Source organism: Bradyrhizobium tropiciagri (genome assembly GCF_018130545.1).
Taxonomy (GTDB): Bacteria; Pseudomonadota; Alphaproteobacteria; order Rhizobiales; family Xanthobacteraceae; genus Bradyrhizobium; species Bradyrhizobium tropiciagri_A.
Window position 1 is genome coordinate 402,323 of sequence record NZ_JAFCKF010000004.1, and the last position, 20,273, is coordinate 422,595.

The 20,273-nt window shown below is 64.6% G+C and carries 20 protein-coding genes; 18 read left to right on the forward strand and 2 right to left on the reverse strand.

What is annotated here, in order from left to right:
- The first annotated feature begins 154 nt into the window (after window positions 1-154).
- The 4 genes from JQ616_RS19530 to JQ616_RS19545 all read left to right on the forward strand — a co-directional run bounded on the left by JQ616_RS19530 (window position 155) and on the right by JQ616_RS19545 (window position 3,393).
- A complete protein-coding gene (locus JQ616_RS19530; RefSeq protein ID WP_212017008.1) occupies window positions 155-796 on the forward strand; it encodes a YoaK family protein in 642 nt (213 codons plus the stop codon).
- Between the two features lie 31 nt (window positions 797-827).
- Window positions 828-1,670, forward strand: a complete 843-nt coding sequence (locus JQ616_RS19535) for a shikimate dehydrogenase (RefSeq protein ID WP_212017010.1) — start codon at window positions 828-830, stop codon at window positions 1,668-1,670.
- A gap of 117 nt (window positions 1,671-1,787) precedes the next feature.
- Window positions 1,788-2,366: a hypothetical protein gene (locus JQ616_RS19540; protein WP_433995987.1), complete on the forward strand. Its 579-nt coding sequence runs from the start codon at window positions 1,788-1,790 to the stop codon at window positions 2,364-2,366.
- Window positions 2,367-2,784: 418 nt separating this feature from the next.
- On the forward strand, window positions 2,785-3,393 hold the full coding sequence (locus JQ616_RS19545; protein ID WP_212017014.1) for a hypothetical protein: 609 nt from the start codon (window positions 2,785-2,787) through the stop codon (window positions 3,391-3,393).
- Window positions 3,394-3,569: 176 nt separating this feature from the next.
- On the opposite strand, the gene JQ616_RS19550 is transcribed toward JQ616_RS19545, so the two are convergent.
- Window positions 3,570-4,706: an alpha-hydroxy acid oxidase gene (locus JQ616_RS19550; RefSeq protein ID WP_212017016.1), complete on the reverse strand. Its 1,137-nt coding sequence runs from the start codon at window positions 4,704-4,706 to the stop codon at window positions 3,570-3,572.
- Window positions 4,707-4,842: 136 nt separating this feature from the next.
- Between JQ616_RS19550 and JQ616_RS19555 the strand changes: the two genes are divergently transcribed.
- The 12 genes from JQ616_RS19555 to JQ616_RS19610 all read left to right on the forward strand — a co-directional run bounded on the left by JQ616_RS19555 (window position 4,843) and on the right by JQ616_RS19610 (window position 16,312).
- Window positions 4,843-5,016 carry a hypothetical protein gene (locus tag JQ616_RS19555; RefSeq protein WP_212017018.1) on the forward strand — a complete coding sequence of 58 codons (174 nt, stop codon included), beginning with the start codon at window positions 4,843-4,845 and terminating at the stop codon, window positions 5,014-5,016.
- A 216-nt stretch (window positions 5,017-5,232) separates the two neighbouring features.
- The gene (gene glmM, locus JQ616_RS19560; protein ID WP_212017020.1) at window positions 5,233-6,579 is read left to right on the forward strand and encodes a phosphoglucosamine mutase; all 1,347 of its coding nucleotides are present in this window, start codon (window positions 5,233-5,235) and stop codon (window positions 6,577-6,579) included.
- Window positions 6,580-6,862: 283 nt separating this feature from the next.
- On the forward strand, window positions 6,863-8,122 hold the full coding sequence (locus JQ616_RS19565; RefSeq protein WP_212017022.1) for an MFS transporter: 1,260 nt from the start codon (window positions 6,863-6,865) through the stop codon (window positions 8,120-8,122).
- A 309-nt stretch (window positions 8,123-8,431) separates the two neighbouring features.
- Window positions 8,432-9,286 (forward strand): outer membrane protein, encoded by an 855-nt coding sequence (locus JQ616_RS19570; RefSeq protein WP_212017024.1) that lies wholly within the window; start codon window positions 8,432-8,434, stop codon window positions 9,284-9,286.
- Window positions 9,287-9,474: 188 nt separating this feature from the next.
- Window positions 9,475-10,296: an outer membrane protein gene (locus tag JQ616_RS19575; RefSeq protein WP_212017026.1), complete on the forward strand. Its 822-nt coding sequence runs from the start codon at window positions 9,475-9,477 to the stop codon at window positions 10,294-10,296.
- 72 nt (window positions 10,297-10,368) lie between these two features.
- On the forward strand, window positions 10,369-10,959 hold the full coding sequence (locus tag JQ616_RS19580; protein WP_212017028.1) for a glutathione S-transferase family protein: 591 nt from the start codon (window positions 10,369-10,371) through the stop codon (window positions 10,957-10,959).
- An 18-nt stretch (window positions 10,960-10,977) separates the two neighbouring features.
- Entirely contained in the window at window positions 10,978-11,448 is a 471-nt protein-coding gene (locus tag JQ616_RS19585; protein ID WP_212017029.1) for a GNAT family N-acetyltransferase, read from the forward strand.
- 166 nt (window positions 11,449-11,614) lie between these two features.
- The gene (locus JQ616_RS19590) at window positions 11,615-11,827 is read left to right on the forward strand and encodes a hypothetical protein (protein WP_212017031.1); all 213 of its coding nucleotides are present in this window, start codon (window positions 11,615-11,617) and stop codon (window positions 11,825-11,827) included.
- Window positions 11,828-11,905: 78 nt separating this feature from the next.
- Window positions 11,906-13,078 carry a phosphoserine transaminase gene (locus tag JQ616_RS19595; protein WP_212017033.1) on the forward strand — a complete coding sequence of 391 codons (1,173 nt, stop codon included), beginning with the start codon at window positions 11,906-11,908 and terminating at the stop codon, window positions 13,076-13,078.
- A 210-nt stretch (window positions 13,079-13,288) separates the two neighbouring features.
- Window positions 13,289-14,878: a phosphoglycerate dehydrogenase gene (gene serA / locus JQ616_RS19600; RefSeq protein WP_212017035.1), complete on the forward strand. Its 1,590-nt coding sequence runs from the start codon at window positions 13,289-13,291 to the stop codon at window positions 14,876-14,878.
- A gap of 76 nt (window positions 14,879-14,954) precedes the next feature.
- Window positions 14,955-15,155, forward strand: coding sequence for a hypothetical protein (locus JQ616_RS19605; RefSeq protein ID WP_212017036.1), 201 nt, complete (start codon window positions 14,955-14,957; stop codon window positions 15,153-15,155).
- Window positions 15,140-16,312, forward strand: a complete 1,173-nt coding sequence (locus JQ616_RS19610) for a thiolase family protein (RefSeq protein ID WP_212017038.1) — start codon at window positions 15,140-15,142, stop codon at window positions 16,310-16,312. Before JQ616_RS19605 ends, JQ616_RS19610 begins: the two co-directional genes overlap by 16 nt.
- A 73-nt stretch (window positions 16,313-16,385) precedes the next feature.
- On the opposite strand, the gene JQ616_RS19615 is transcribed toward JQ616_RS19610, so the two are convergent.
- Complete coding sequence (locus JQ616_RS19615; protein ID WP_249137007.1) at window positions 16,386-16,844, reverse strand: MarR family winged helix-turn-helix transcriptional regulator; 459 nt, start codon at window positions 16,842-16,844, stop codon at window positions 16,386-16,388.
- Window positions 16,845-16,925: 81 nt separating this feature from the next.
- Here JQ616_RS19615 and JQ616_RS19620 point away from each other — a divergent pair, with 81 nt between their 5' ends.
- Both JQ616_RS19620 and JQ616_RS19625 read left to right on the forward strand, forming a co-directional pair.
- Window positions 16,926-18,359 (forward strand): MFS transporter, encoded by a 1,434-nt coding sequence (locus tag JQ616_RS19620; RefSeq protein WP_212017040.1) that lies wholly within the window; start codon window positions 16,926-16,928, stop codon window positions 18,357-18,359.
- A gap of 179 nt (window positions 18,360-18,538) precedes the next feature.
- Window positions 18,539-20,233, forward strand: a complete 1,695-nt coding sequence (locus tag JQ616_RS19625) for a mucoidy inhibitor MuiA family protein (protein WP_212017042.1) — start codon at window positions 18,539-18,541, stop codon at window positions 20,231-20,233.
- Window positions 20,234-20,273: the final 40 nt, after the last annotated feature.

The window sequence follows — 20,273 nt, forward strand, 5'->3', positions numbered from 1 at the left end:
GGCAGCGTGGCCGGCGCCAGTTCAAGCGCGATGAGATTGGGTTGAATCGTCATCGCGCTTGAGCTTTGTCTGAGCATGATCTTTTCGGAAAACCGCTTCGCACTTGTCCGGATCATGCTTTAGCTTGCGTCCCTGATGGGGGCGCAAGGACAGCATGCTAGAATCCCGCCGCAACCTGGCGCTGGCCTGCGCGCTCAGCGCGCTGGCCGGCTATGTCGACGGCATCGGCTATCTGCATCTCGGCGGACTGTTCGTCTCCTTCATGAGCGGCAACTCGACGCGGCTCGGCGTGACCTTGGCCGAGGGGCATTGGCAGCATGCGCTGGAGGCGCTGGAGTTGATCGTGCTGTTCGTCGCGGGAGCTGCGGCCGGCAGCCTGGTCGTGCTGAGCCCGCTTGCCCATCGCCAGCCGCTGATCCTGCTGATCGAGGCGCTGCTGCTGACGGCGGCGGCAACGGCCTATGCGTATGGCCTGCCGAACGCCGCGGTCGCCGCCATCGTGCTGGCGATGGGGCTTGAGAATGCCGTTTTCCAGCTCGAGGGCGGGGCCGGGCTGGGTCTCACCTATGTTACGGGTGCGCTGGTCAAGGCCGGCCAGCTGATCGCCGCGGCGCTGACCGGCGGCGCGCCCTGGGCCTGGCTGCCCAACCTGCTGCTATGGGCGGCGCTGGTTGCCGGTGCGCTCGCCGGCGCATTGGCGTACCGCTGGATCAATCTCGCCGCGATCTGGTTTGCCGCGGGCGCCGCGTTCGCCCTCAGCGCGCTGGTTGCCGCAACCGCGAAGCGGACGGATTGACAGCGAGCCTGCGTTGGCCGATGTCACGGTCATGACCTCCGCAACCAAGACCCGCGCCGCGTGCCTGATCGGCTGGCCGGCGGCGCATTCCCGCTCGCCGCTGATCCATCATTACTGGCTGCGCACGCTCGGCCTCGAGGGCGGCTATGTGATCGAGGCCGTGCCGCCGGAGGATTTCAAGGACTTCCTGTTCCGCCTGTCGCTGCGCGGCTTCGTCGGCGCCAACGTCACCCGTCCGCACAAGGAACACGCGCTGGCACTGTCGACGCCGGATGAGCGCGCCCGCGCGGTCGGTGCCGCCAACACGCTGTGGTTTGCCGATGGCGAGTTGCGCTCGACCAACACCGATGTCGAAGGCTTCATCAATAATCTCGACGCCTGTGCGCCCGGCTGGGACAAGACCGAGGACGCGCTGGTGCTCGGCGCCGGCGGCGCGGCGCGCGCGGTGGTGTTCGGCCTGATCGAGCGCGGCATCGCACGCGTCCATCTGGTCAACCGCAGCATCGATCGCGCCCGCGCGCTCGCAGAACTATATGGTGCGCGTGTTCATCCCGCGACCTGGGACAAGGTCGGCGAGCTGCTGCCGCGCGCCGGCCTGCTCGTCAACACGACGTCGCTCGGCATGCACGGCCAGCCCGCGCTCGAGATCGATGTCGGGCTGTTGCCGCAGGGCGCGGTTGTTTCTGATATTGTCTATGTGCCGCTGGTGACGCCGCTGCTGGCGGCGGCGCAGGCACGCGGCCTCAAGACCGCCGACGGGCTCGGCATGCTGCTGCACCAGGCGGTGCGCGGTTTCGAATTGTGGTTCGGGCAGCGCCCGCACGTCACGCCGGAATTGCGTGCGATCGTGGAAGCCGATCTCACAAAGACTTGAGGTCTGGAATAGCGTCTCCGAGGCGGGGTCTCGTGTTAGTCCCCCCGCGTTCCCTCCCGGAGATCAACCATGCCTGCCCGCCGTTCCCATCTCGTTCGTCCGTTCATTGCGCTTGCGATGATGACGGCATCCACGCTCTACGCGCTCGCGCAGCAGCCGCCGACGCCGACCCGGGTGCGTGGAACCGTCGAAAGTGTCGACGGCGATACGCTGGCGGTGAAGTCGCGCAGCGGTGAGGACGTCAAGCTGCATATGGCAGGCAACATGGTGGTGCTCGGTCTCACCAAGATCGCCCTGTCCGACATCAAGGTCGGTTCCTTCATCGGCGCGACCACGGTGCCCGGCCCCGACGGCACGCCGAAGGCGGTCGAGGTGCATGTCTTCCCGGAGAACATGCGCGGCACCGGCGAGGGTTCGCGGCCCTACGATCTGAAGCCGAACAGCAGCATGACCAATGCAACCGTCGCGCAATCCGTGGTCAGCAATGACGGCAAGACCTTGCAGGTCAAATACAAGGACGGCGAGAAGACGGTGCAGGTTTCACCCGACACGCCTGTCGTAACCTATGTTCCCGGCGACAAGGCCGACCTGAAGGCTGGCGCCAAGATCATCGCCTTTATGAAGAAATTGCCCGACGGCTCGCTGGAAACTGACCGCGTCAGCGTCGGCCGCGACGGCCTCACGCCGCCGATGTGACGTCTTTCCCCCTCTCCCACGCAACCGGGATTTATCCCGGTTGCGCATGATGATGTTGCGCAAGTCGGGCAAGCCCGACTTGCGTGTGGGAGAGGGTCGCTTCGCGCAGCGAAGCGGGGTGAGGGGTCTGTCTTCGCGGATAGAGACCCCTCATCCGTCGCGGACTGCGCATAGCCGATGCGCAGCATCGGCGTCCCTCAAGAACGGCGGCCTCTTGGGCCGCCTATGGCCACCTTCTCCCACAAGGGGAGAAGGGAAGAGAGCGCAGCATCACCTGTCCGTTACCGCAGTAACAGCCCATCATCCGGTGCGTAGTTGTCCCGTGAGCCGTTGCTCCCGAAAGGAGTTGTGGCTTGCACGGAATACCACCAACTCCCCGGTGTTCCTGACTCCGCCAGCCAAACTCATGAGGAACATCATGCCGAAATCGCTGCCACTCGCCGCATTGCTTGTCGTTGCCTTTGCTTCCGCCGCATCGGCACAGCAGCCGCCGACGGTGCGCATCCGCGGCACCATCGAGGCCGTCGACGGCGCGATGCTGTCGATCAAGTCGCGCGACGGTGCCGACATGAAGGTGCGGACCACGGACAACGTCGCGGTGTTCGGCGTCACCAAGACCGATCTGTCGGAGATCAAGCCCGGTTCCTATATCGGCGTCACCGCGATGCCCGAGCCCGACGGAACGCAGAAGGCGATCGCGGTTCACATCTTTCCGGAAAACCAGCGCGGCGCGGCCGAAGGCTTCCGCCCGTGGGACCTGCGCGCCAACTCGACCATGACCAATGCCACGGTCGCCGAGACCGTGAAGGGCACTGACGGCCAGAACATCACGGTGAAATACAAGGACGGCGAGAAGAAAGTCGTGGTGCCGCCGGACACCCCGGTCGTCACCTTCGTCTCCGGCGAGAAATCCGAGTTGAAGCCGGGCGCCAAGATCATCATCTTCGGCGCGGTGAAGAAGGACGACGGCACGCTGGAAGCGAACCGCGTCAATGTCGGACGCGACGGGATCGCGCCGCCGATGTGAGGTCCTGCGCAACCCTCTCAACGCGTCGTCCCGGCGAGAGCCGGGACCGATAACCACAGGGTTGAGTTGTTGAAGCGCGCTGTGGCCGCAGCGTTGCGAAGCGATCACCATCGGTGGTTATGGGTCCCGGGTCCGCTTCGCTTGCCCGGGACGACGAAGATTATGTAGCCTTCAGATCAAACCGCCAGCACCTTGTCGTCGATCTCGGCGATGGTGTTGACGCCGCACAACCCCATCGTGGTGGTGAGCTCCTTGCCGAGGATGTCGAGCGCCTTGGCGACGCCGGCCTGGCCGCCGGCGCCGAGGCCGTAAGCATAGGCGCGGCCGATCATGCAGGACTTCGCGCCGAGCGCGAGCGCGCGCATGATGTCCATGCCGGTGCGGATGCCACCGTCGAACATGATCTCCATCTGCGAGCCGACCGCGTCGGCGATCTCCGGCAGCACCTCGATCGACGACGGCGCGCCGTCGAGCTGACGGCCGCCATGGTTGGAGACCACGATCGCCTGCGCGCCGCTCTTGGCGGCGAGCTCGGCATCCTCGACGTCGAGGATGCCTTTCAGGATCAGCTTGCCCGGCCAGATCGAGCGGATCCAGTCGATGTCCTTCCAGTTCAGTGTGGTGTCGAACTGCGAGGCGGTCCATTCCGACAGCTTGACGATGTCGTCCATGCCTTTGACGTGACCGGCGATGTTGCCGAAGGTGCGGCGCTTGCCTTGCAGCACGCCCGACACCCAGGCCGGCTTGGTCGCGAAGTCGATCAGCTTCGACAGCGACCATTCCGGCGGCACCGTCATGCCGTTCTTGATGTCCTGGTGGCGCTGGCCGATCACCTGCAAATCGACGGTCAACACCAGTGCCGAGCACTTGGCTGCGATCGCCCGCTCGATCAGCGATTTGATGAAGCCACGGTCCTTCATGACGTAGAGCTGGAACCAGAACGGCTTGTCGACGGCGGCCGCGATGTCCTCGATCGAGCAGATCGACATCGTGCTCTGGGTGAAGGGAATGCCGGCCGCCTGCGCGGCGCGGCAGGCGTAGATCTCGCCGTCGCCATGCTGCATGCCGAGCAGGCCGACCGGCGCCAGGATCAGCGGCATCGCCGAGGGCTCGCCGAGGATGGTGGTCGCGAGGGTACGCTTGGAGACGTCGACCAGGATGCGCTGGCGGAACTTGATCTGCTGGAGGTCCTCGGAGTTGGCGCGCAGCGTATCCTCGGTGTAGGAGCCGCGATCCGCATAGTCGAAAAACGCCTTCGGCACCCGGCGCTTGTGCAGCTGGCGCAGGTCTTCGATGCAGGTAATGTGCTTCATGGACGTTCCCGGCCCTTCTTCTATGTCGCAAGTTCTATGTAACGGGTCTTGGTAGTTAGTCTTGCAGCTGTTCGGTCTCGGCGTCATCTAACATGGTTGGGTGGCCCGCCAAATCGAAGACGGATGGGAGAGTGCGATGACGCAATCAGGCACCAAGCCGAAGGCAGACGACGACGCTGAAAAGCGCCGGCTCGACGAGGCCCTGGAAGAGGGGCTCGAGGAGACGTTTCCCGGTTCCGACCCCGTCAATGTCACCCAGCCGGCCCCTACCAAGGGCGACCGGCACGTCAAACGCGACGGCAAAGGGTAGGGGGCAGCGCGCCTTCCCGGGGATTGCGGGAAGAGAAATAATGTTATATTTTCAGCGCCTTAAGGTCGAAAGAGGTGGTTCGGCCGCGGTAATGATTCATCATATTTTTTGAAGTCATTTTAGCGCCTGGCAGTCTATAAGGCCGATGCACGCTACACTGGTAGGCGTTCGGGACTCTCTCGCCGGGTGGTTCGAGAGGTCCGTGTTGGGGGTATCATGAGCCGCAAATATTTCGGGACCGATGGAATTCGGGGCCGCGCCAATGGGCTGATCACGCCGGAGCTCGCGCTCAAGGTGGGGCAGGCCGCAGGGTTGGTGTTTCAGCGTGGCGACCATCGCCATCGCGTCGTGATCGGCAAGGACACGCGGCTGTCCGGCTATATGATCGAATACGCCATGGTCGCGGGTTTCACCTCGGTCGGCATGGACGTGCTGCTGGTCGGCCCGATGCCGACGCCTGCGATCGCGATGCTGACCAAGTCGATGCGCGCCGATCTCGGCGTGATGATCTCGGCGTCGCATAATCTCTTCGAAGACAACGGCATCAAGCTGTTCGGCCCGCAGGGCTTCAAGCTCTCCGACGACGTCGAGAAGCAGATCGAGCAGCTGCTCGACGAATCGCTCGACCGCCGTCTGGCGCAGAGCGCGAGCCTCGGCCGCGCCCGCCGTATCGACGGCGTCCATGACCGCTACATCGAATTCGCCAAGCGCACGCTGCCGCGCGACCTTTCGCTCGACGGCCTGCGGGTCGTGGTCGATTGCGCCAATGGCGCCGCCTACAAGGTGGTGCCGGAAGCGCTGTGGGAGCTCGGTGCCGACGTGGTGCCGATCGGGGTCGACCCCGACGGCTTCAACATCAACAAGGAGTGCGGCTCGACCTCGCCGGAAGCGCTGTCGCGGAAGGTGCGCGAGATGCGCGCCGATATCGGCATCGCGCTCGATGGCGACGCCGATCGCGTTATCCTGGTCGACGAGCGCGGCCACATCGTCGACGGCGACCAGCTGCTCGCGGTGATCGCGCAGAGCTGGAAGGAAGAAGGGCGCCTGGCCAAGCCCGGCATCGTTACGACAGTGATGTCCAATCTCGGGCTCGAGCGCTTCCTGCAGGGCCTCGGGCTTTCGATGGTCCGCACGCCGGTCGGCGACCGCTATGTGCTCGAGCAGATGCTGAGCGGCGGCTACAATCTCGGCGGCGAGCCGTCGGGTCACATCATCATGTCGGACTATTCGACCACCGGCGACGGCTTCGTCGCGGCGTTGCAGGTGCTTGCCGTGGTGCAGAAGCTGCGCCGCCCGGTGTCGGAGATCTGCCGGCGTTTCGAACCCTTGCCGCAAATCCTGAAGAACGTGCGCTATCGCAGCGGCAAGCCGCTCGACGACGCCGAGGTCAAGTCGGCGATCACCGACGGCGAGAACCGCCTCAACGGCCATGGCCGTCTGTTGATCCGTCCCTCCGGCACCGAGCCGGTGATCCGGGTTATGGGCGAGGGCGACGACCGCATCCTGGTGGAAGAGGTCGTCGACAACATCGTCAGCGCCCTCGGCCACGCCGCCGCGGCTTGATTTACAGAACGAGCCTGCCGGACCCGTCATCCCCGCGCAAAGGCTTTGCCTTTGTCGCTGGAGGTGCGAGCTCTTGCGAGCCTCGAAGGATGAACGGCCCGGCTGGTGGCCGTCGCCCTTCGAGGCTCGCTCCGCTCGCACCTCAGGGTGACGGTGATGGAGTTCTCGCCCACGGCAGCAACCACACGGCGCATCGCTGCCATCGGCTAGCGCAACTGGTCCCGGCTACCTCCGCGTCGTACGACACGGAGGTATTTTGGCGAATCTGTCCGGGAATGCTGCATTGAACAAGCCTGTCGTGAGCGAAGAGGCACTGGGCGAGCCGGTGCAGGTCGCCGAGCTGACCTCTGCGCAGGCCGCGAAAGCGGCGGCCGCGGCGGGGCCGGCCTATGTCGTGCTTGCCGGCATCAGCTTCTCGCACTTCCTCAACGACACGATGCAGTCGCTGATCGCCTCGGTCTATCCGATCCTGAAGGACAATTACGCGCTCGACTTCGCGCAGATCGGCATGATCACGCTGGCGTTTCAATTCACGGCTTCGCTGCTGCAGCCGCTGGTCGGGCATTTCACCGACAAGAAGGCGCAGCCGTTCTCGCTGTCGATCGGCATGGGCTTCACGTTCTTCGGGCTACTCTTGCTCAGCGTCGCGCACTCTTACGGAATCATCCTGATCGCGGCGTCGCTGGTCGGTCTCGGCTCCGCGGTGTTCCATCCGGAATCCTCGCGCATCGCGCGGCTGGCGTCCGGCGGACGCTACGGCTTCGCGCAATCGGTGTTCCAGCTCGGCGGAAGTTTCGGCACCTCGATGGGGCCGGTGCTCGCCGCGTTGATCGTGGTGCCGTTCGGTCAGCCCTCGATCGCCTGGTTCTCCTCGATCGCGTTCCTCGCCATCGTGATCCTGTGGCGCATCGGCGTCTGGTACAAGCCGCAGATATCGGGCAAGCAGGCGGCCATCATCGAGCGGCATCCCGATCATCCGGATCAGCGGCGCGTGATGACCGCGCTCCTCGTGCTGGTCGCGCTGCTGTTCTCCAAGCAGCTCTACGTCTCGAGCCTGTCGAGCTACTACATCTTCTATCTGATCGACCGGTTCGGCGTCTCGACGCAGGCCGCGCAGCTCTATCTCTTCATTTTCCTTGCCGCCAACGCCGCGGGCGCGTTCATCGGCGGGCCGCTCGGGGACCGCTTCGGCCGCAAATACGTGATCTGGTTCTCGATCCTCGGCGCGTTGCCGTTCACCCTGGCACTGCCCTATGCCGGCCTGTTCGCAAGCGCCGTGCTGACGGTTGTGATCGGCCTGATCATCTCGTCGGCGACGTCGGCGATCATCGTGTTCGCGCAGGAATTGATGCCGCATCGTTTCGGCATGATCTCCGGCGTGTTCTTCGGCGTCGCGTTCGGGATCGGCGGCCTCGGCGCTGCCGTGCTCGGCAAGCTCGCCGACCACACCTCGATCGCCTTCGTCTATCAGCTGTGCGCATTCCTGCCGGCGATCGGACTGCTCGCGGTGTTCCTGCCGAAGATGCCGAAGGCGGTTCGCTGAGCTTCTCGGCGGTGAGGGCGCGTACGCTTCGCCCGCATTAAGCATTCGCTAACGAACCCCGCTTGCGTGCGCCGCAAACCGTGCGCTTGCGTCAACGCTTCATTAGCACTTGTGGCGAGATCGCCATCTTTCACCGGCACGCGCGCGTAGTTATGGACCCATAAGCAACAGCCGCGGGAATAGGTGAGAGAAAATCAACCTTAAAAATTAGGGTTAAGTGCCGCTTAAACATTTGCTGCCATCGTCCGCCCGTGAGTTTCAGACGTGGGGCTTTCGTGTCGCCTCACTTGGCCCAAAAGGACGAAGCCAATGCGTAGCGTAAAGACCCTGATTGCCGCAGGAGCGGCATCCCTGCTGTCCTCGGCGGCGGCGTTCGCCGCCGACATGCCCATCATGCCGCCGCCTCCGATGGCGTATGCTCCTCCGCCGGTCCAGGATTTCGGCGGCTGGTATCTGCGCGGCGACATCGGCATGACCAACACGCAGGCCAAGCTGCACAGCAACGCTTACGACACGCTGCCGGCCGGTACCGCGTTCAGCCAGTTTGGCACCGGCTTCGACAGCGGCATGCTGTTCGGCGTCGGCGTCGGCTATCAGTTCAACAGCTGGTTCCGCGCTGACATCACCGGTGAGTATCGTTCGAAGGTGAGCTTCAACGGCACCGATTTCTTCACGTTCCCCGGGCCGAGCTCGCTCGGCGACACTTATCATGGCGGCGTGCAGAGCTGGGTCGGCCTCGCGAACATCTACGCCGATCTCGGCACCTGGGGCTGCTTGACCCCGTTCATCGGTGCCGGTGTCGGTGCCGCTGTCATCAAGACCTCGGCCTTCTCGGACATTGCCACCTTCCCGAGCGGGTCCGGTCTGACCAGCTCCTACATCGCCGACGGTGCGACCAAGACCAACTTCGCCTGGGCGCTGCATGCCGGTGTCGCCTACAAGGTCACCAACAACTTCACGGTCGAACTGGCCTATCGCTACCTCGACATGGGCACCGCCGGCCACGGCCAGGGTCACTTCTTCGATGGCACACCGGCCGGTCCCTCGACCTTCCAGTATCGCGACATGACCTCGCAGGATGTGAAGCTCGGCGTGCGCTTCGCTCTGCCCTGCTGCGACGTGCTGCCTCCGCCGCCGCCGCCCCCGCTGATCCGCAAGGGCTGATAGAGTTAATTTCGACCCTCCACGGTTAACGATTGCAACGGCGCGGGATCATCCCGCGCCGTTTTGCTTTGCGCCTCGCGTCGCGCAGTTCTGCAACTTGCGTGCTCGAAATCAGCCGGCGACAACGATTGGTTAAGGTTAACAGGCGATGATCAACGCGCATTCGGTGAGTAAATTGGAGCGTTGCGATGCGTAGGTTCTTGCTGGCGGCGATGATGTTCGGGGCGGTGACCGGCGCACATGCGGCCGACATGCCCGACCTCCCGATTCTGCGCGGCGGCTTCAGCGACGCGCCCAGCGCCCCCGTCAACTGGCGTGGCTTCTACATCGGAGGCCAGGGTGGCTACGGTTCGTCCGATGAGAATTTCAGCGGCACGAACGCCAACCTGCTCGCTGGATTGCTGGATCATAATGTCATCCAGCAGATGGACGTCTCGAACTGGAATCTCGGTCTCGGCAAGGCATCCCAGCGTTCCTCGGCCTGGGGCGCCTTCGCCGGTTACAACTGGCAATACGACGACGTCGTCGTCGGCATTGACGCGAGCTACATGCACGGAAAGTTCGGCGGCGCCTCCCTCGCGAGCAAGGAGCTGGTGAGCGGCAATGCGCTGACCGACGGCAATTTCCATGACGTGCGAGTTGATTCGTCGGCGGCGATCCGAATCAACGACATGGCGACGATCCGCGGCCGTGCCGCGTATGCCTGGGGATGCTTCCTGCCCTACATCTTCGGAGGCGTCGCGTTCGGCAATGCCGACATCTCGCGCACCGTGACGGTCAATGACGCGGTCAGCAACAGTCAATTGGGGCCATTCACGCAACTCGCACCACTGACCGCGTCTGACGTTCTGCACAATCATCTGGTGTTTGGCTATACCGGCGGTCTCGGCTTCGACGTCAACATCACGGGCGGGCTGTTCATGCGTGCGGAGTGGGAATACGTCCGCTTCACGTCCACCGTCGATACCAGCATCAACACCGTGCGCGCGGGTCTCGGTTACAAGTTCTGAGGCAAAGCCGCGCAGCTTGACAGCGTATGGCGTGACTGGTCCGATATCGCTCCGCAAGCGGAGCGACCTCATATGAAAATCTACGGCGACGCCAATTCAGGCAATTGCCTGAAGGTGAAATGGGTGTGCGACCGGCTGTCGCTGCCATACACATGGGTCGAGATCGACACCATGAAGGGGGGCAGCCGGACCGCGGATTTCCTCAAGCTGAACGGCTGGGGCCAGGTGCCGACGGTGGAGCTGGATGACGGCCGCACGCTGGCGCAGTCCAACGCCATCATCCGCTATCTCGCGCGCGGCAGCGATCTGATTCCCGGCGATCCCTATCGTGCGGCGCAGATGGATGCCTGGATGTTCTGGGAGCAGAACAGCCACGAGCCCTATGTCGCCGTCTGCCGCTTTCAGGCCGTCTATCTCGGCAAGCCCGTCTCGGAGATCGATCCGAATCTCATCAAGCGCGGCTATGGGGCGCTCGATCATCTGGAGCGGCATCTTGCGGGTGCGCAATTCCTGGTCGGAGACCAGTTCTCGCTCGCCGATGTGTCGCTGCTTGCCTATACGCGCATGGCGGAGGACGGCGGCCTTGCGCTCGAAGGCTATCCCATGATCCGCCGCTGGATCGCGGCCGCCGAGCAGGTGCTCGCGCTGCCGCCGGTCCGCTGACCTCAGGTGAATGCTGCCATGAGCGAAACCTCGTCGATCACGATCCGCCCCGCGCGCCGCGAGGACGTCGCCGCCATCGTCGCCATGCTGGCCGACGATCCGCTCGGCAGCGCGCGCGAGCGGATCGAGGATCCGCTGCCGCAAAGCTATTACGACGGCTTCGCGCGGGTCGAGCGCGATCCCAATTTGCAGCTGGTCGTCGCCGTCGACGGGGAGGGCGCCGTCGTCGGCTGCCTGCAACTCGCGGTGCTGCCGGGCATCAGCTCGCAGGGCTCTTCGCGCGGTCTGCTTGAAGACGTCCGCGTCGCAACGCATTGCCGCAGCCGCGGCATCGGCGAGTTGCTGGTGCAATGGGCGGTCGGCGAAGCGCGTACGCGAGGCTGCATGCTCGTCGAGCTCTTGACGCATCACACGCGCGTCGATGCGCAGCGCTTCTATGAGCGGCTTGGATTCGCGCGCAGCCATGTCGGCATGACGCTTCGCTTTTGACGCTCGCGCGAAGTTGTGCCGCACACAAGGCAATGCCTGCGGTAGCCGTTGCTGCGCGATCCGGTTAACAGCCAATAAACTAATCCGGCCTCCGTGATTTTACGGGGCGGAACGAGTCCGGTATGTCGGACGTCTCCCACGGGGCGACGGGCAACTGGGGATTGGAATGTCGGAATATTCGATCGTGCGGGTCGGCAACGAGTACATCGTGCAGGCCGGCGATAAGAGCATTTTGAGAATATCGAGCCGGCGCAAGGCAGTTAAGATCATGACTCTGGCGGCAGATTTGCTCGATCAGGAGATGGTGCAGCAGGTCGAGGACTCCCCATCAATCAGCCGTGATCTCGCGATTGTTCCGGAAAAGTCCGAACTTCCTTGACGTTTGGGTACCTTTCCACTACCTCCGACGGCGGGATACCTCTCCCCACCGAGAGGCAGCTATCTGGAAGGGTAGACTATGACTGCAGCGAAGCCCGCTTCGCGGCCTAACGTGCCGCATTTCTCCTCCGGCCCCTGCGCAAAGCGCCCCGGCTGGAACCCCAACAATCTCAAGGACGCAGCCCTCGGCCGCTCGCATCGTGCGAAGGTCGGCAAGGTCAAGCTCAAGCTCGCGATCGAACTGACGCGCGAGGTACTTGAAGTGCCTGCCGACTACAAGATCGGCATCGTGCCGGCGTCGGACACCGGCGCGGTCGAGATGGCGCTGTGGTCGCTGCTCGGTGCGCGGCCCGTCACCACTATCGCCTGGGAATCCTTCGGCGAAGGCTGGGTCAGCGACATCGTCAAGGAATTGAAGCTGAAGGACGTCACCAAGCTGAACGCGGCTTACGGTGAAATCCCCGATCTTTCCAAGGTCGATCCGAAGTCGGATATCGTCTTCACCTGGAACGGCACCACCTCGGGCGTGCGCGTGCCGAACGCCGATTGGATCAGCGCGGATCGCGAAGGCCTCACGATCTGCGACGCGACCTCCGCCGCCTTCGCGCAGCCGCTCGATTTCGCCAAGCTCGACGTCGTCACCTTCTCCTGGCAGAAGGCGCTCGGCGGTGAAGCCGCGCACGGCATGCTGATCCTGTCGCCGCGCGCGGTGGAACGGCTCGAGACCTACAAGCCGGCCTGGCCGTTGCCGAAGATCTTCCGTCTCACCAAGGGCGGCAAGCTCAATCAGGGCATCTTCGAAGGCGAGACCATCAACACGCCGTCGATGCTGTGCGTCGAGGATTATCTCGATGCACTGAACTGGGCGAAGTCGATCGGCGGCCTGAAGGCCCTGATCGCGCGCGCCGACGCCAACACCAAGGCGATCGCCGACTGGAAGGCGAAGACGCCCTGGATCGACTTCCTGGCCAAGGATGCCGCGATCCGCTCCAACACCTCGGTGTGCCTGAAGTTCACCGATCCCGCGATCACCTCGCTCCCCGCTGACGCGCAGGCCGACTTCTGCAAGAAGCTGGTCGCGCTGGTGGAGAAGGAGAATGCCGGCTTCGACTTCGCGTATTACCGCGATGCGCCGGCGGGCCTGCGGATCTGGTGCGGCGCCACCGTCGAGGCAAAGGACGTCGAGCTGCTGACGCAGTGGATCGACTGGGCCTTTGCGGAGACCAAGGCTGCGCTGCCCAAGGCCGCGTAAGTTTTTCTCTTGTCACCTCTCCCCGTTCCTACGGGGAGAGGTCGGATTGCGCAGCAATCCGGGTGAGGGGCCCTTTCGGCTTGTTCCTCGCCTGTGGCTGCCCCTCACCCCAACCCTCTCCCCGCAAGTACGGGGCGAGGGAGAAGTGATCAGAGACTTCACCACATCGGTCCAAGAGACCCGCCCGCCGCAGGGCAGAGGAACAGTCACATGACCAAGCCCAAAGTTCTGATTTCCGACGCGCTGTCGCCCGCCGCCGTGCAGATCTTCAAGGATCGCGGCGTCGAGGTCGACTTCCAGCCCAACCTCGGCAAGGACAAGGACAAGCTCGCCGAGATCATCGGCAATTATGATGGCCTTGCGATCCGCTCGGCCACCAAGGCGACCGCCAAGATCATCGAGAAGGCGACCAGGCTCAAGGTGATCGGCCGCGCCGGCATCGGCGTCGACAATGTCGAGATTCCGGCCGCGACCGCCAAGGGCATCATCGTGATGAACACGCCGTTCGGCAATTCGATCACGACTGCCGAGCACGCCATCACGCTGATGCTGGCGCTGGCGCGCGAGATCCCGCAGGCCGACGCCTCGACCCAGGCCGGCAAGTGGGAGAAGAACCGCTTCATGGGCGTCGAGATCACCGCCAAGACGCTGGGTGTGATCGGCTGCGGCAATATCGGCACGATCGTCGCCGACCGCGCGCTCGGCCTGCGCATGAAGGTGATCGCGTTCGATCCGTTCCTGTCGCCGGAGCGCGCCAAGGACATCGGCGTCGAGAAGGTCGAGCTCGACGATCTGCTCAAGCGCGCCGATTTCATCACGCTGCACACGCCGCTGACCGACAAGACCCGCAACGTCATCGACGCGGCCGCGATCGCCAAGATGAAGAAGGGTGTGCGCATCATCAACTGCGCCCGCGGCGGCCTGGTCGACGAGCAGGCGCTGGTCGATGCGCTGAATTCCAAGCATGTCGCGGGCGCCGCCTTCGACGTGTTCGTCGAGGAGCCGGCGACGACCAATGTGCTGTTCGGCCATCCCAACGTGATCTGCACCCCGCATCTCGGTGCCTCCACCACCGAGGCGCAGGAGAACGTCGCGCTGCAGGTCGCCGAGCAGATGTCGGACTATCTCCTGTCGGGCGCAATCTCCAACGCGGTCAACTTCCCCTCGATCACCGCCGAAGAGGCGCCGAAGCTGCGGCCGTTCATCGAGCTCGCCGAGAAGCTTGGCTCGTTCGCCGGCCAGCTCACCGAGAGCGGCATCCTCAAGACGGAGATCACCTATGAGGGCCATGTCGCCGAGATGAAGATCAAGGCGATCACTTCGGCGGTGTTGTCCGGCCTGCTGCGGCCGATGCTGGGCGAGGTCAACGTGGTCTCGGCGCCGGTTGTCGCCAAGGAGCGCGGCATGGTGGTGGACGAGGTCGTCCGCGCCGCGCAGAGCGACTATGAAAGCCTGATCACGGTCACCGTCACCACCGAGCGCCAGGAGCGTTCGGTGTCCGGCACCGTCTACGCCGACGGCAAGCCGCGGCTCGTCGACATCAAGGGCATCCGCGTCGACGCCGAGTTCGGCAAGTCGATGATCTACGTGACCAACGAGGACAAGCCGGGCTTCATCGGCGCGTTCGCGAGCCTCTTGGGTGATGCGAAAATCAATATCGCGACCTTCCATCTCGGCCGCGTCAAGCAGGGCGGCGACGCCATTGCGCTGGTCGAGGTCGACGGTGCTGTGCCGGCGGACTTGCTCAACAAGGTGCAGGCGCTGCCGCAGGTGAAGCAGGCGAAGGCTCTGACATTCTGAGGCACTGACGTTCTGAAAGTGCTGACGTTTTAAACGCTGTTCGAACGGTCCTGTTATCGCCCGGGAGCGTCCGGGCGTGACGAACGAAGATACCGCTCAAGCACGTCCAAATTCCGATCTGCGGAACATGACGCCGTCTCCGGCCCTGGAGGCGGCGTTTGTCGTTCCGGGACGTCCGGTATTGCTGTTGCGCCTGCCGAAAAATGTGTACGAACGGGCCACGACGCGCCACAATGACCATCATCTCAGAGGGAGAAAACAATGCGTGAAGCCGTAATCGTTTCCTACGCGCGCACCGGCCTGGCGAAGTCCGGCCGTGGCGGATTCAACATCACTCCACCGATGTCGCTGGCCGGGCACGCCATCAAGCACGCGGTCGAGCGCGCCGGCGTCGACAAGGATTATGTCGAGGATTGCTATCTCGGCAATTGCGCGCATGGCGCGCCGAACATCGGCCGCCAGGCGGCGCTGCTCGCCGGCCTGCCGAAGTCGACTGCCGGCGTCTCGGTGAACCGGTTCTGCTCGTCGGGCCTGCAGACCATCGCGATGGCCGCCAACTCCATTCGTTCGGACGGCTCCGATTGCATCGTCGCCGGCGGCGTCGAGAGCATCTCGATTCCCGGCGGCGGCTCGCCGAAGGAATCGATTGACCCGGATCTGCTGAAGACCGCGCCCGACATCTTCATGGCGATGATCGACACCGCCGACATCGTCGCCGAGCGCTACAAGCTCAGCCGCGAATACCAGGATGAGTATTCACTGGAGTCGCAGCGCCGCATGGCGGCCGCCCAGCAGGCCAACAAGTTCAAGGACGAAATCGTCCCGATGAAGACCAGGATGAAGGTGGTCGACAAGGCGACCAAGGCCGAGTCGATCGTCGACTACGTGGTCGACCGCGACGAGTGCAATCGCCCCGAGACCACGCTGGAGGGCCTTGCCAAGCTCGAGCCGGTCAAGGGCCCGGGCAAGTTCGTCACCGCCGGCAATGCCAGCCAGCTCTCCGACGGCGCCGCCGCGGTGGTGCTGATGGAAGCCAAGGACGCCGAGAAGCGCGGCCTCAACCCGCTCGGCCGCTTCGTCGCTTGGGCCTCGGCCGGCTGCGAGCCCGACGAGATGGGCATCGGTCCGGTGTTTGCCGTGCCGAAGCTCCTGAAGCGCCACGGCCTGAAGGTCGACGACATCGATCTCTGGGAGCTCAACGAGGCCTTCGCCAGCCAGTGCCTCTATTCGCGTGACCAGCTCGGCATCGATCCCGAGAAGTACAACGTCAATGGCGGCTCGATCGCGATCGGCCATCCGTTCGGCATGACGGGCGCCCGGCTCACCGGCCACCTGCTGCAGGAAGGTCGTCGCCGCAAGGCCAAGTGGGGCGTCGTGACCATGTGCATCGGCGGCGGTCAGGGCGGCGCGGGTCTGTTCGAGATCTACAGCTAAGCGCGATCGATACTGATTGCGTGAGAACGAGCGGTCCGGCGGCAACGCCGGGCCGTTTTTCGTTTGAGGTCGATCAAGACGCCGGCAAGTCCGCCGCGCGTTCGCCGAATTCGAGCGCGGCAACCAGCTCGAGCGTCCGCCTGAGATCCGCGGCCTGCTTGGCGCCAAATGCCGTCTCGAAGCGGTCCTGCGCCTCAAGCCAGGCGGTCTGCGACTCCGCCAGCTTGGCTTCGCCGCGCTTGGTCAACCGAACCAGCCGGCTGCGGCGGTCGTTGCTGTCGACGGTGATGGTCAGCAAGCCGTCGCGCTCGAGCGGCTTCAGGTTGTGGTTGAGCGCCGTGCGGTCAAGCACCAGGGCTGCCGCAAGCTCCCCCATCGTCGGTGAGCCCGACCGCTTGATGTAGGCCAGGATGGCCCGTTGCGTGCCGCGCAGCCCCGACGTTGCGAGAACCTGATCGTAGAGCTGCGACACCCGCCGCGTCGCCTTGCGCAACGCCGTGAGATTGCACCGGCTGGTTTCCATCTTCGCCATCGCTGCCTCCAATGGTCTTGACATATACTTGCATATGCACCTAATAGCAATAGATGCATATGCACATATCTGGAGGGTGAAATGTCGGAGATCGAGGCGGAGACCATCGGGCTGGCGGTCGGGATTGATGCGCGGCCACGGTCCCGCACGGCAACGGCAACCCCGCGCCAGGTACTGGCGATCGTGTCGGTCGGGATCTGCCTGGCAAATCTCGACCTGTTCATCGTCAATGTCGGCCTGCCGAATATCGCGCAGGAATTCCGCGGCGCCTCGCTGGAGGATTTGTCCTGGATCCTCAATGGCTATGCGATCGTCTATGCGGCGCTGCTGGTGTTCTTCGGCCGGCTCGCCGAACGCCACAGCCGCAATCTGAGCTTCCTGCTTGGCGTGGCGCTGTTCACGGTCGCGTCGGCGGCGTGTGCCCTGGCACCCAGTGTCGAGCTCCTGGTGCTCTCCCGCGTGGCGCAGGCCGCTGGCGCCGCATTGATGACGCCGACCTCGATCGGCCTGCTGCTGGCGTCGTTCCCGCCCGAGCAGCGCGCGGGCGCGGTGCGCACCTGGACGGCGATCGGCGGCCTTGCCGCAGCGCTCGGGCCGCTGGCGGGTGGCGTGCTGGTCACCTTCGACTGGCGCTGGATCTTTATCGTCAATGTCCCGATCGGCGTCGTCGCGCTGATCGTCGGCTGGCTTAAACTGCCCGAAGTGCCCGGCCATGACGTGCCGCGTCCGAGCTGGTGGGCGGCGCTGCTGGTGACTTGCGGCATCGGCGCGCTGACATTCGCCATCGTGAAGGCGAATGACTGGGGATGGGGTTCGCGCGGTGTCGCGCTCGGCTTTGCCGTCGCCGGCCTCTCGCTCGCCGCCTTCACATGGCACTGCCTCCGATCGCAGAACCCCTTCGTCGATCCCGCACTGTTCGCTGTCAGGCCGTTTACCGGGGCGACGCTGGTCATGGCGCCTTATTCGGCGGCTTTCGGCGCGATGCTGCTGTCGGTGGCGCTGTGGGAGCAAACCGTGTGGGGGTGGTCGGCGCTGAAGACCGGCCTCGCGATCGCTCCGGGCCCGCTGCTTGTCCCGTTCACCTCGCTGTTGTTTGCCGGTCGCCTGATCGCGCGATTTGGTGCGGCCGCCGTGGTGTCCGCCGGCATCATGTCGTTCGCGGGCGGCCTCATGATCTGGGCAACGCTGCTTGGGGCAGAGCCCGACATGCCTGCCTTTGTGCTCGGTATGATGCTCACGGGTATCGGCGTCGGGCTGACCTTTCCGACCTTGATGGGCGTCGGCGCCGGCTCGCTGCCGCCATCCTCGTTTGCAACCGGCTCCGGCGTCATCAACATGATCCGGCAGGCGGCTCTTGCGATCGGCGTCGCGATCTTTGTCGCGATCCTGGCAACACCGGCCACGATGGCCGACAGGATCGTGGCGTTTCAACGCGGCTGGTGGATCATGATCGCGATCACCATTGCCGGCTTCGTGCCGAATTACCTGTTCATCCGGCGCCGGACAGGTCGCTAACGCCCGAAAGACATCGCCGCGCCATCCGGCAGCCGCGGCGGCGCCATGGTCGCGCCGCAGCGAAACCTCAATCGAACCAGTCCCTTCCTCGCTGCGTCTCACCACGAGAAACCGCGCGCCAACGAGTTCGGCGCGCCGTTCATCTCGCGCGCGATGCGGCGTTTTTCCGGAGGGATGTCATGTCAAGGATTGCGAATTATCTGGTCACCACCAGCCTGGTGCTGGCGGGGGCGCTGGTTGCCGGGCCGCTGCATGCGGCCAATCTCGATGCGGCCTCGCAGGTCGGTGCCGTGACCGTCTATCCCGATGGCGCGAGCGTCACCCGCGTCATCACCCTGGATTTACCTGCCGGTGACAACACGCTGGTCGCGAAGGACTTCCCGATGGGGCTCGATCCGTCCTCGCTGCGGGTCGAGGGCGAGGGCGGAGCGAAGCTCACGATCGGCGCCATCGATACCAAGTTGCCGCAGCCCTCGCTGCCGCCAAATCTTTCCGAGATCGACAAGCGCATCGAGGCACTCAACGATCAGCGTGCCGATTTGCAGGGACTGATCAGCGCGGCCGAGGCGCGGCGCAAATTCGCCGAGCGCTTTGCCGAAGCGTCGCCCGCGGGCCTCGGCGAGAAGGGCGAGGCGCGTCCGCTCAGCGAATGGCGCGCGGCGTTCTCGGCGGTGGCCGACGAGGTCGCAACCGCCGACAGCGCGATCCGTGACGCCGAGCGCAAGATCCGCGTGATCGACCGCGACCTTGCGCAGCTCGCAGCCGATCGCACGAGCAAGCCGCCGAGCAAGATCGAGGTGCGGATCGATGTGGCCTCGCAGGCGGCGACCAAAGCGACCTTGCGGGTCACCTACGCGGTCCCCAGTGCCCGCTGGACGCCGATCTATGACGCCCGGCTCGACACCGGTGCCAAGGACCGCAAGCCTGCGATCGAACTGGTGCGCCGCGCCGAGATCACCCAGTCGACCGGGGAGGATTGGTCGAATGTCGCGCTCGAGGTCTCCACCGTGCGTGTCGCGCGCGGCGGCAACGCACCTGACCTCCGCTCGCTGATCGTGCAATATCCGCAGCCGCCGCGGCCGATGGCAGTGTCGCAGGCGGCGGAGCGCGCCATGAAATCCCGCGATGCCTATGCGCCTGCGCCGGCGGCGCCGGCCGACGCGGTCCAGGAATTTCGCCTTGGCGGCGGCACTTTTACAGACATCGCCGTCGAGCGAGAAGCGGCCGCCCAAGCCAGTGCCTTCCAGGCCAGCTTCAGGATCCCCGGCCATGTCAGCGTTGGCGCCAATGAGGGCGCAAAGAGCCTGCGTATCTCGACGGCGACGATTACTCCCGATCTCGCGGTGCGCGCCGTGCCTGTGCTGGATCCGACTGCGTTCCTGGAGGCGAGCTTCGTGCAGGCCGACGATGCGCCGTTGCTGCCGGGGCAGGTCTCGATCTATCGCGACAGCATCTTTGTCGGCCGCAGCCGGATGGCGACCGCCGCCAAGGACGAGACCGTGCGGCTCGGCTTCGGCGCCGACGACAAGGTCAAGATCGAGCGCACGGTGGTGAAACGCAACGAGGGTTCCGCCGGCCTGATCGTGACCACGTCGAAAACCGACGAGCGCGCGTTCAAGACCACGGTGCGCAACGGCCACGACTTCCCGATCAAGGTCGCGATCCAGGACCAGCTCCCGGTCAGCGAGAACGACGATATCGTGGTCGAGATGTTGCCGTCGTCGACGGCTGCGACGACCACCAATCTGCGCGATAAGCGCGGCGTGCTGGAATGGGCGTTCGAGGCCAAGGCCGGTGAGGTCCGTGAAATCAACTTCGCCTGGCGGATGCGCTGGCCGAAGGACAAGGGCGTCGTGATGGTGCCGGCGGGGTGACCTGCATTTACGACCGATGACATCCCTTCCGATCTCGGGC

Bases quoted from the DNA above. Each gene is read 5' to 3' on its own strand.
- JQ616_RS19550 (WP_212017016.1), bottom strand. From the start codon at position 4,706: ATGAAGCACATTACCTGCATCGAAGACCTGCGCCAGCTGCACAAGCGC.
- JQ616_RS19535 (WP_212017010.1), top strand. From the start codon at position 828: ATGACCTCCGCAACCAAGACCCGCGCCGCGTGCCTGATCGGCTGGCCG.
- glmM (WP_212017020.1), top strand. From the start codon at position 5,233: ATGAGCCGCAAATATTTCGGGACCGATGGAATTCGGGGCCGCGCCAAT.
- JQ616_RS19620 (WP_212017040.1), top strand. From the start codon at position 16,926: ATGTCGGAGATCGAGGCGGAGACCATCGGGCTGGCGGTCGGGATTGAT.
- JQ616_RS19590 (WP_212017031.1), top strand. From the start codon at position 11,615: ATGTCGGAATATTCGATCGTGCGGGTCGGCAACGAGTACATCGTGCAG.
- JQ616_RS19585 (WP_212017029.1), top strand. From the start codon at position 10,978: ATGAGCGAAACCTCGTCGATCACGATCCGCCCCGCGCGCCGCGAGGAC.
- JQ616_RS19615 (WP_249137007.1), bottom strand. From the start codon at position 16,844: ATGGCGAAGATGGAAACCAGCCGGTGCAATCTCACGGCGTTGCGCAAG.
- JQ616_RS19555 (WP_212017018.1), top strand. From the start codon at position 4,843: ATGACGCAATCAGGCACCAAGCCGAAGGCAGACGACGACGCTGAAAAG.
- JQ616_RS19580 (WP_212017028.1), top strand. From the start codon at position 10,369: ATGAAAATCTACGGCGACGCCAATTCAGGCAATTGCCTGAAGGTGAAA.
- JQ616_RS19570 (WP_212017024.1), top strand. From the start codon at position 8,432: ATGCGTAGCGTAAAGACCCTGATTGCCGCAGGAGCGGCATCCCTGCTG.
- JQ616_RS19530 (WP_212017008.1), top strand. From the start codon at position 155: ATGCTAGAATCCCGCCGCAACCTGGCGCTGGCCTGCGCGCTCAGCGCG.
- JQ616_RS19540 (WP_433995987.1), top strand. From the start codon at position 1,788: ATGATGACGGCATCCACGCTCTACGCGCTCGCGCAGCAGCCGCCGACG.
- JQ616_RS19625 (WP_212017042.1), top strand. From the start codon at position 18,539: ATGTCAAGGATTGCGAATTATCTGGTCACCACCAGCCTGGTGCTGGCG.
- JQ616_RS19595 (WP_212017033.1), top strand. From the start codon at position 11,906: ATGACTGCAGCGAAGCCCGCTTCGCGGCCTAACGTGCCGCATTTCTCC.
- JQ616_RS19575 (WP_212017026.1), top strand. From the start codon at position 9,475: ATGCGTAGGTTCTTGCTGGCGGCGATGATGTTCGGGGCGGTGACCGGC.
- serA (WP_212017035.1), top strand. From the start codon at position 13,289: ATGACCAAGCCCAAAGTTCTGATTTCCGACGCGCTGTCGCCCGCCGCC.
- JQ616_RS19610 (WP_212017038.1), top strand. From the start codon at position 15,140: ATGCGTGAAGCCGTAATCGTTTCCTACGCGCGCACCGGCCTGGCGAAG.
- JQ616_RS19545 (WP_212017014.1), top strand. From the start codon at position 2,785: ATGCCGAAATCGCTGCCACTCGCCGCATTGCTTGTCGTTGCCTTTGCT.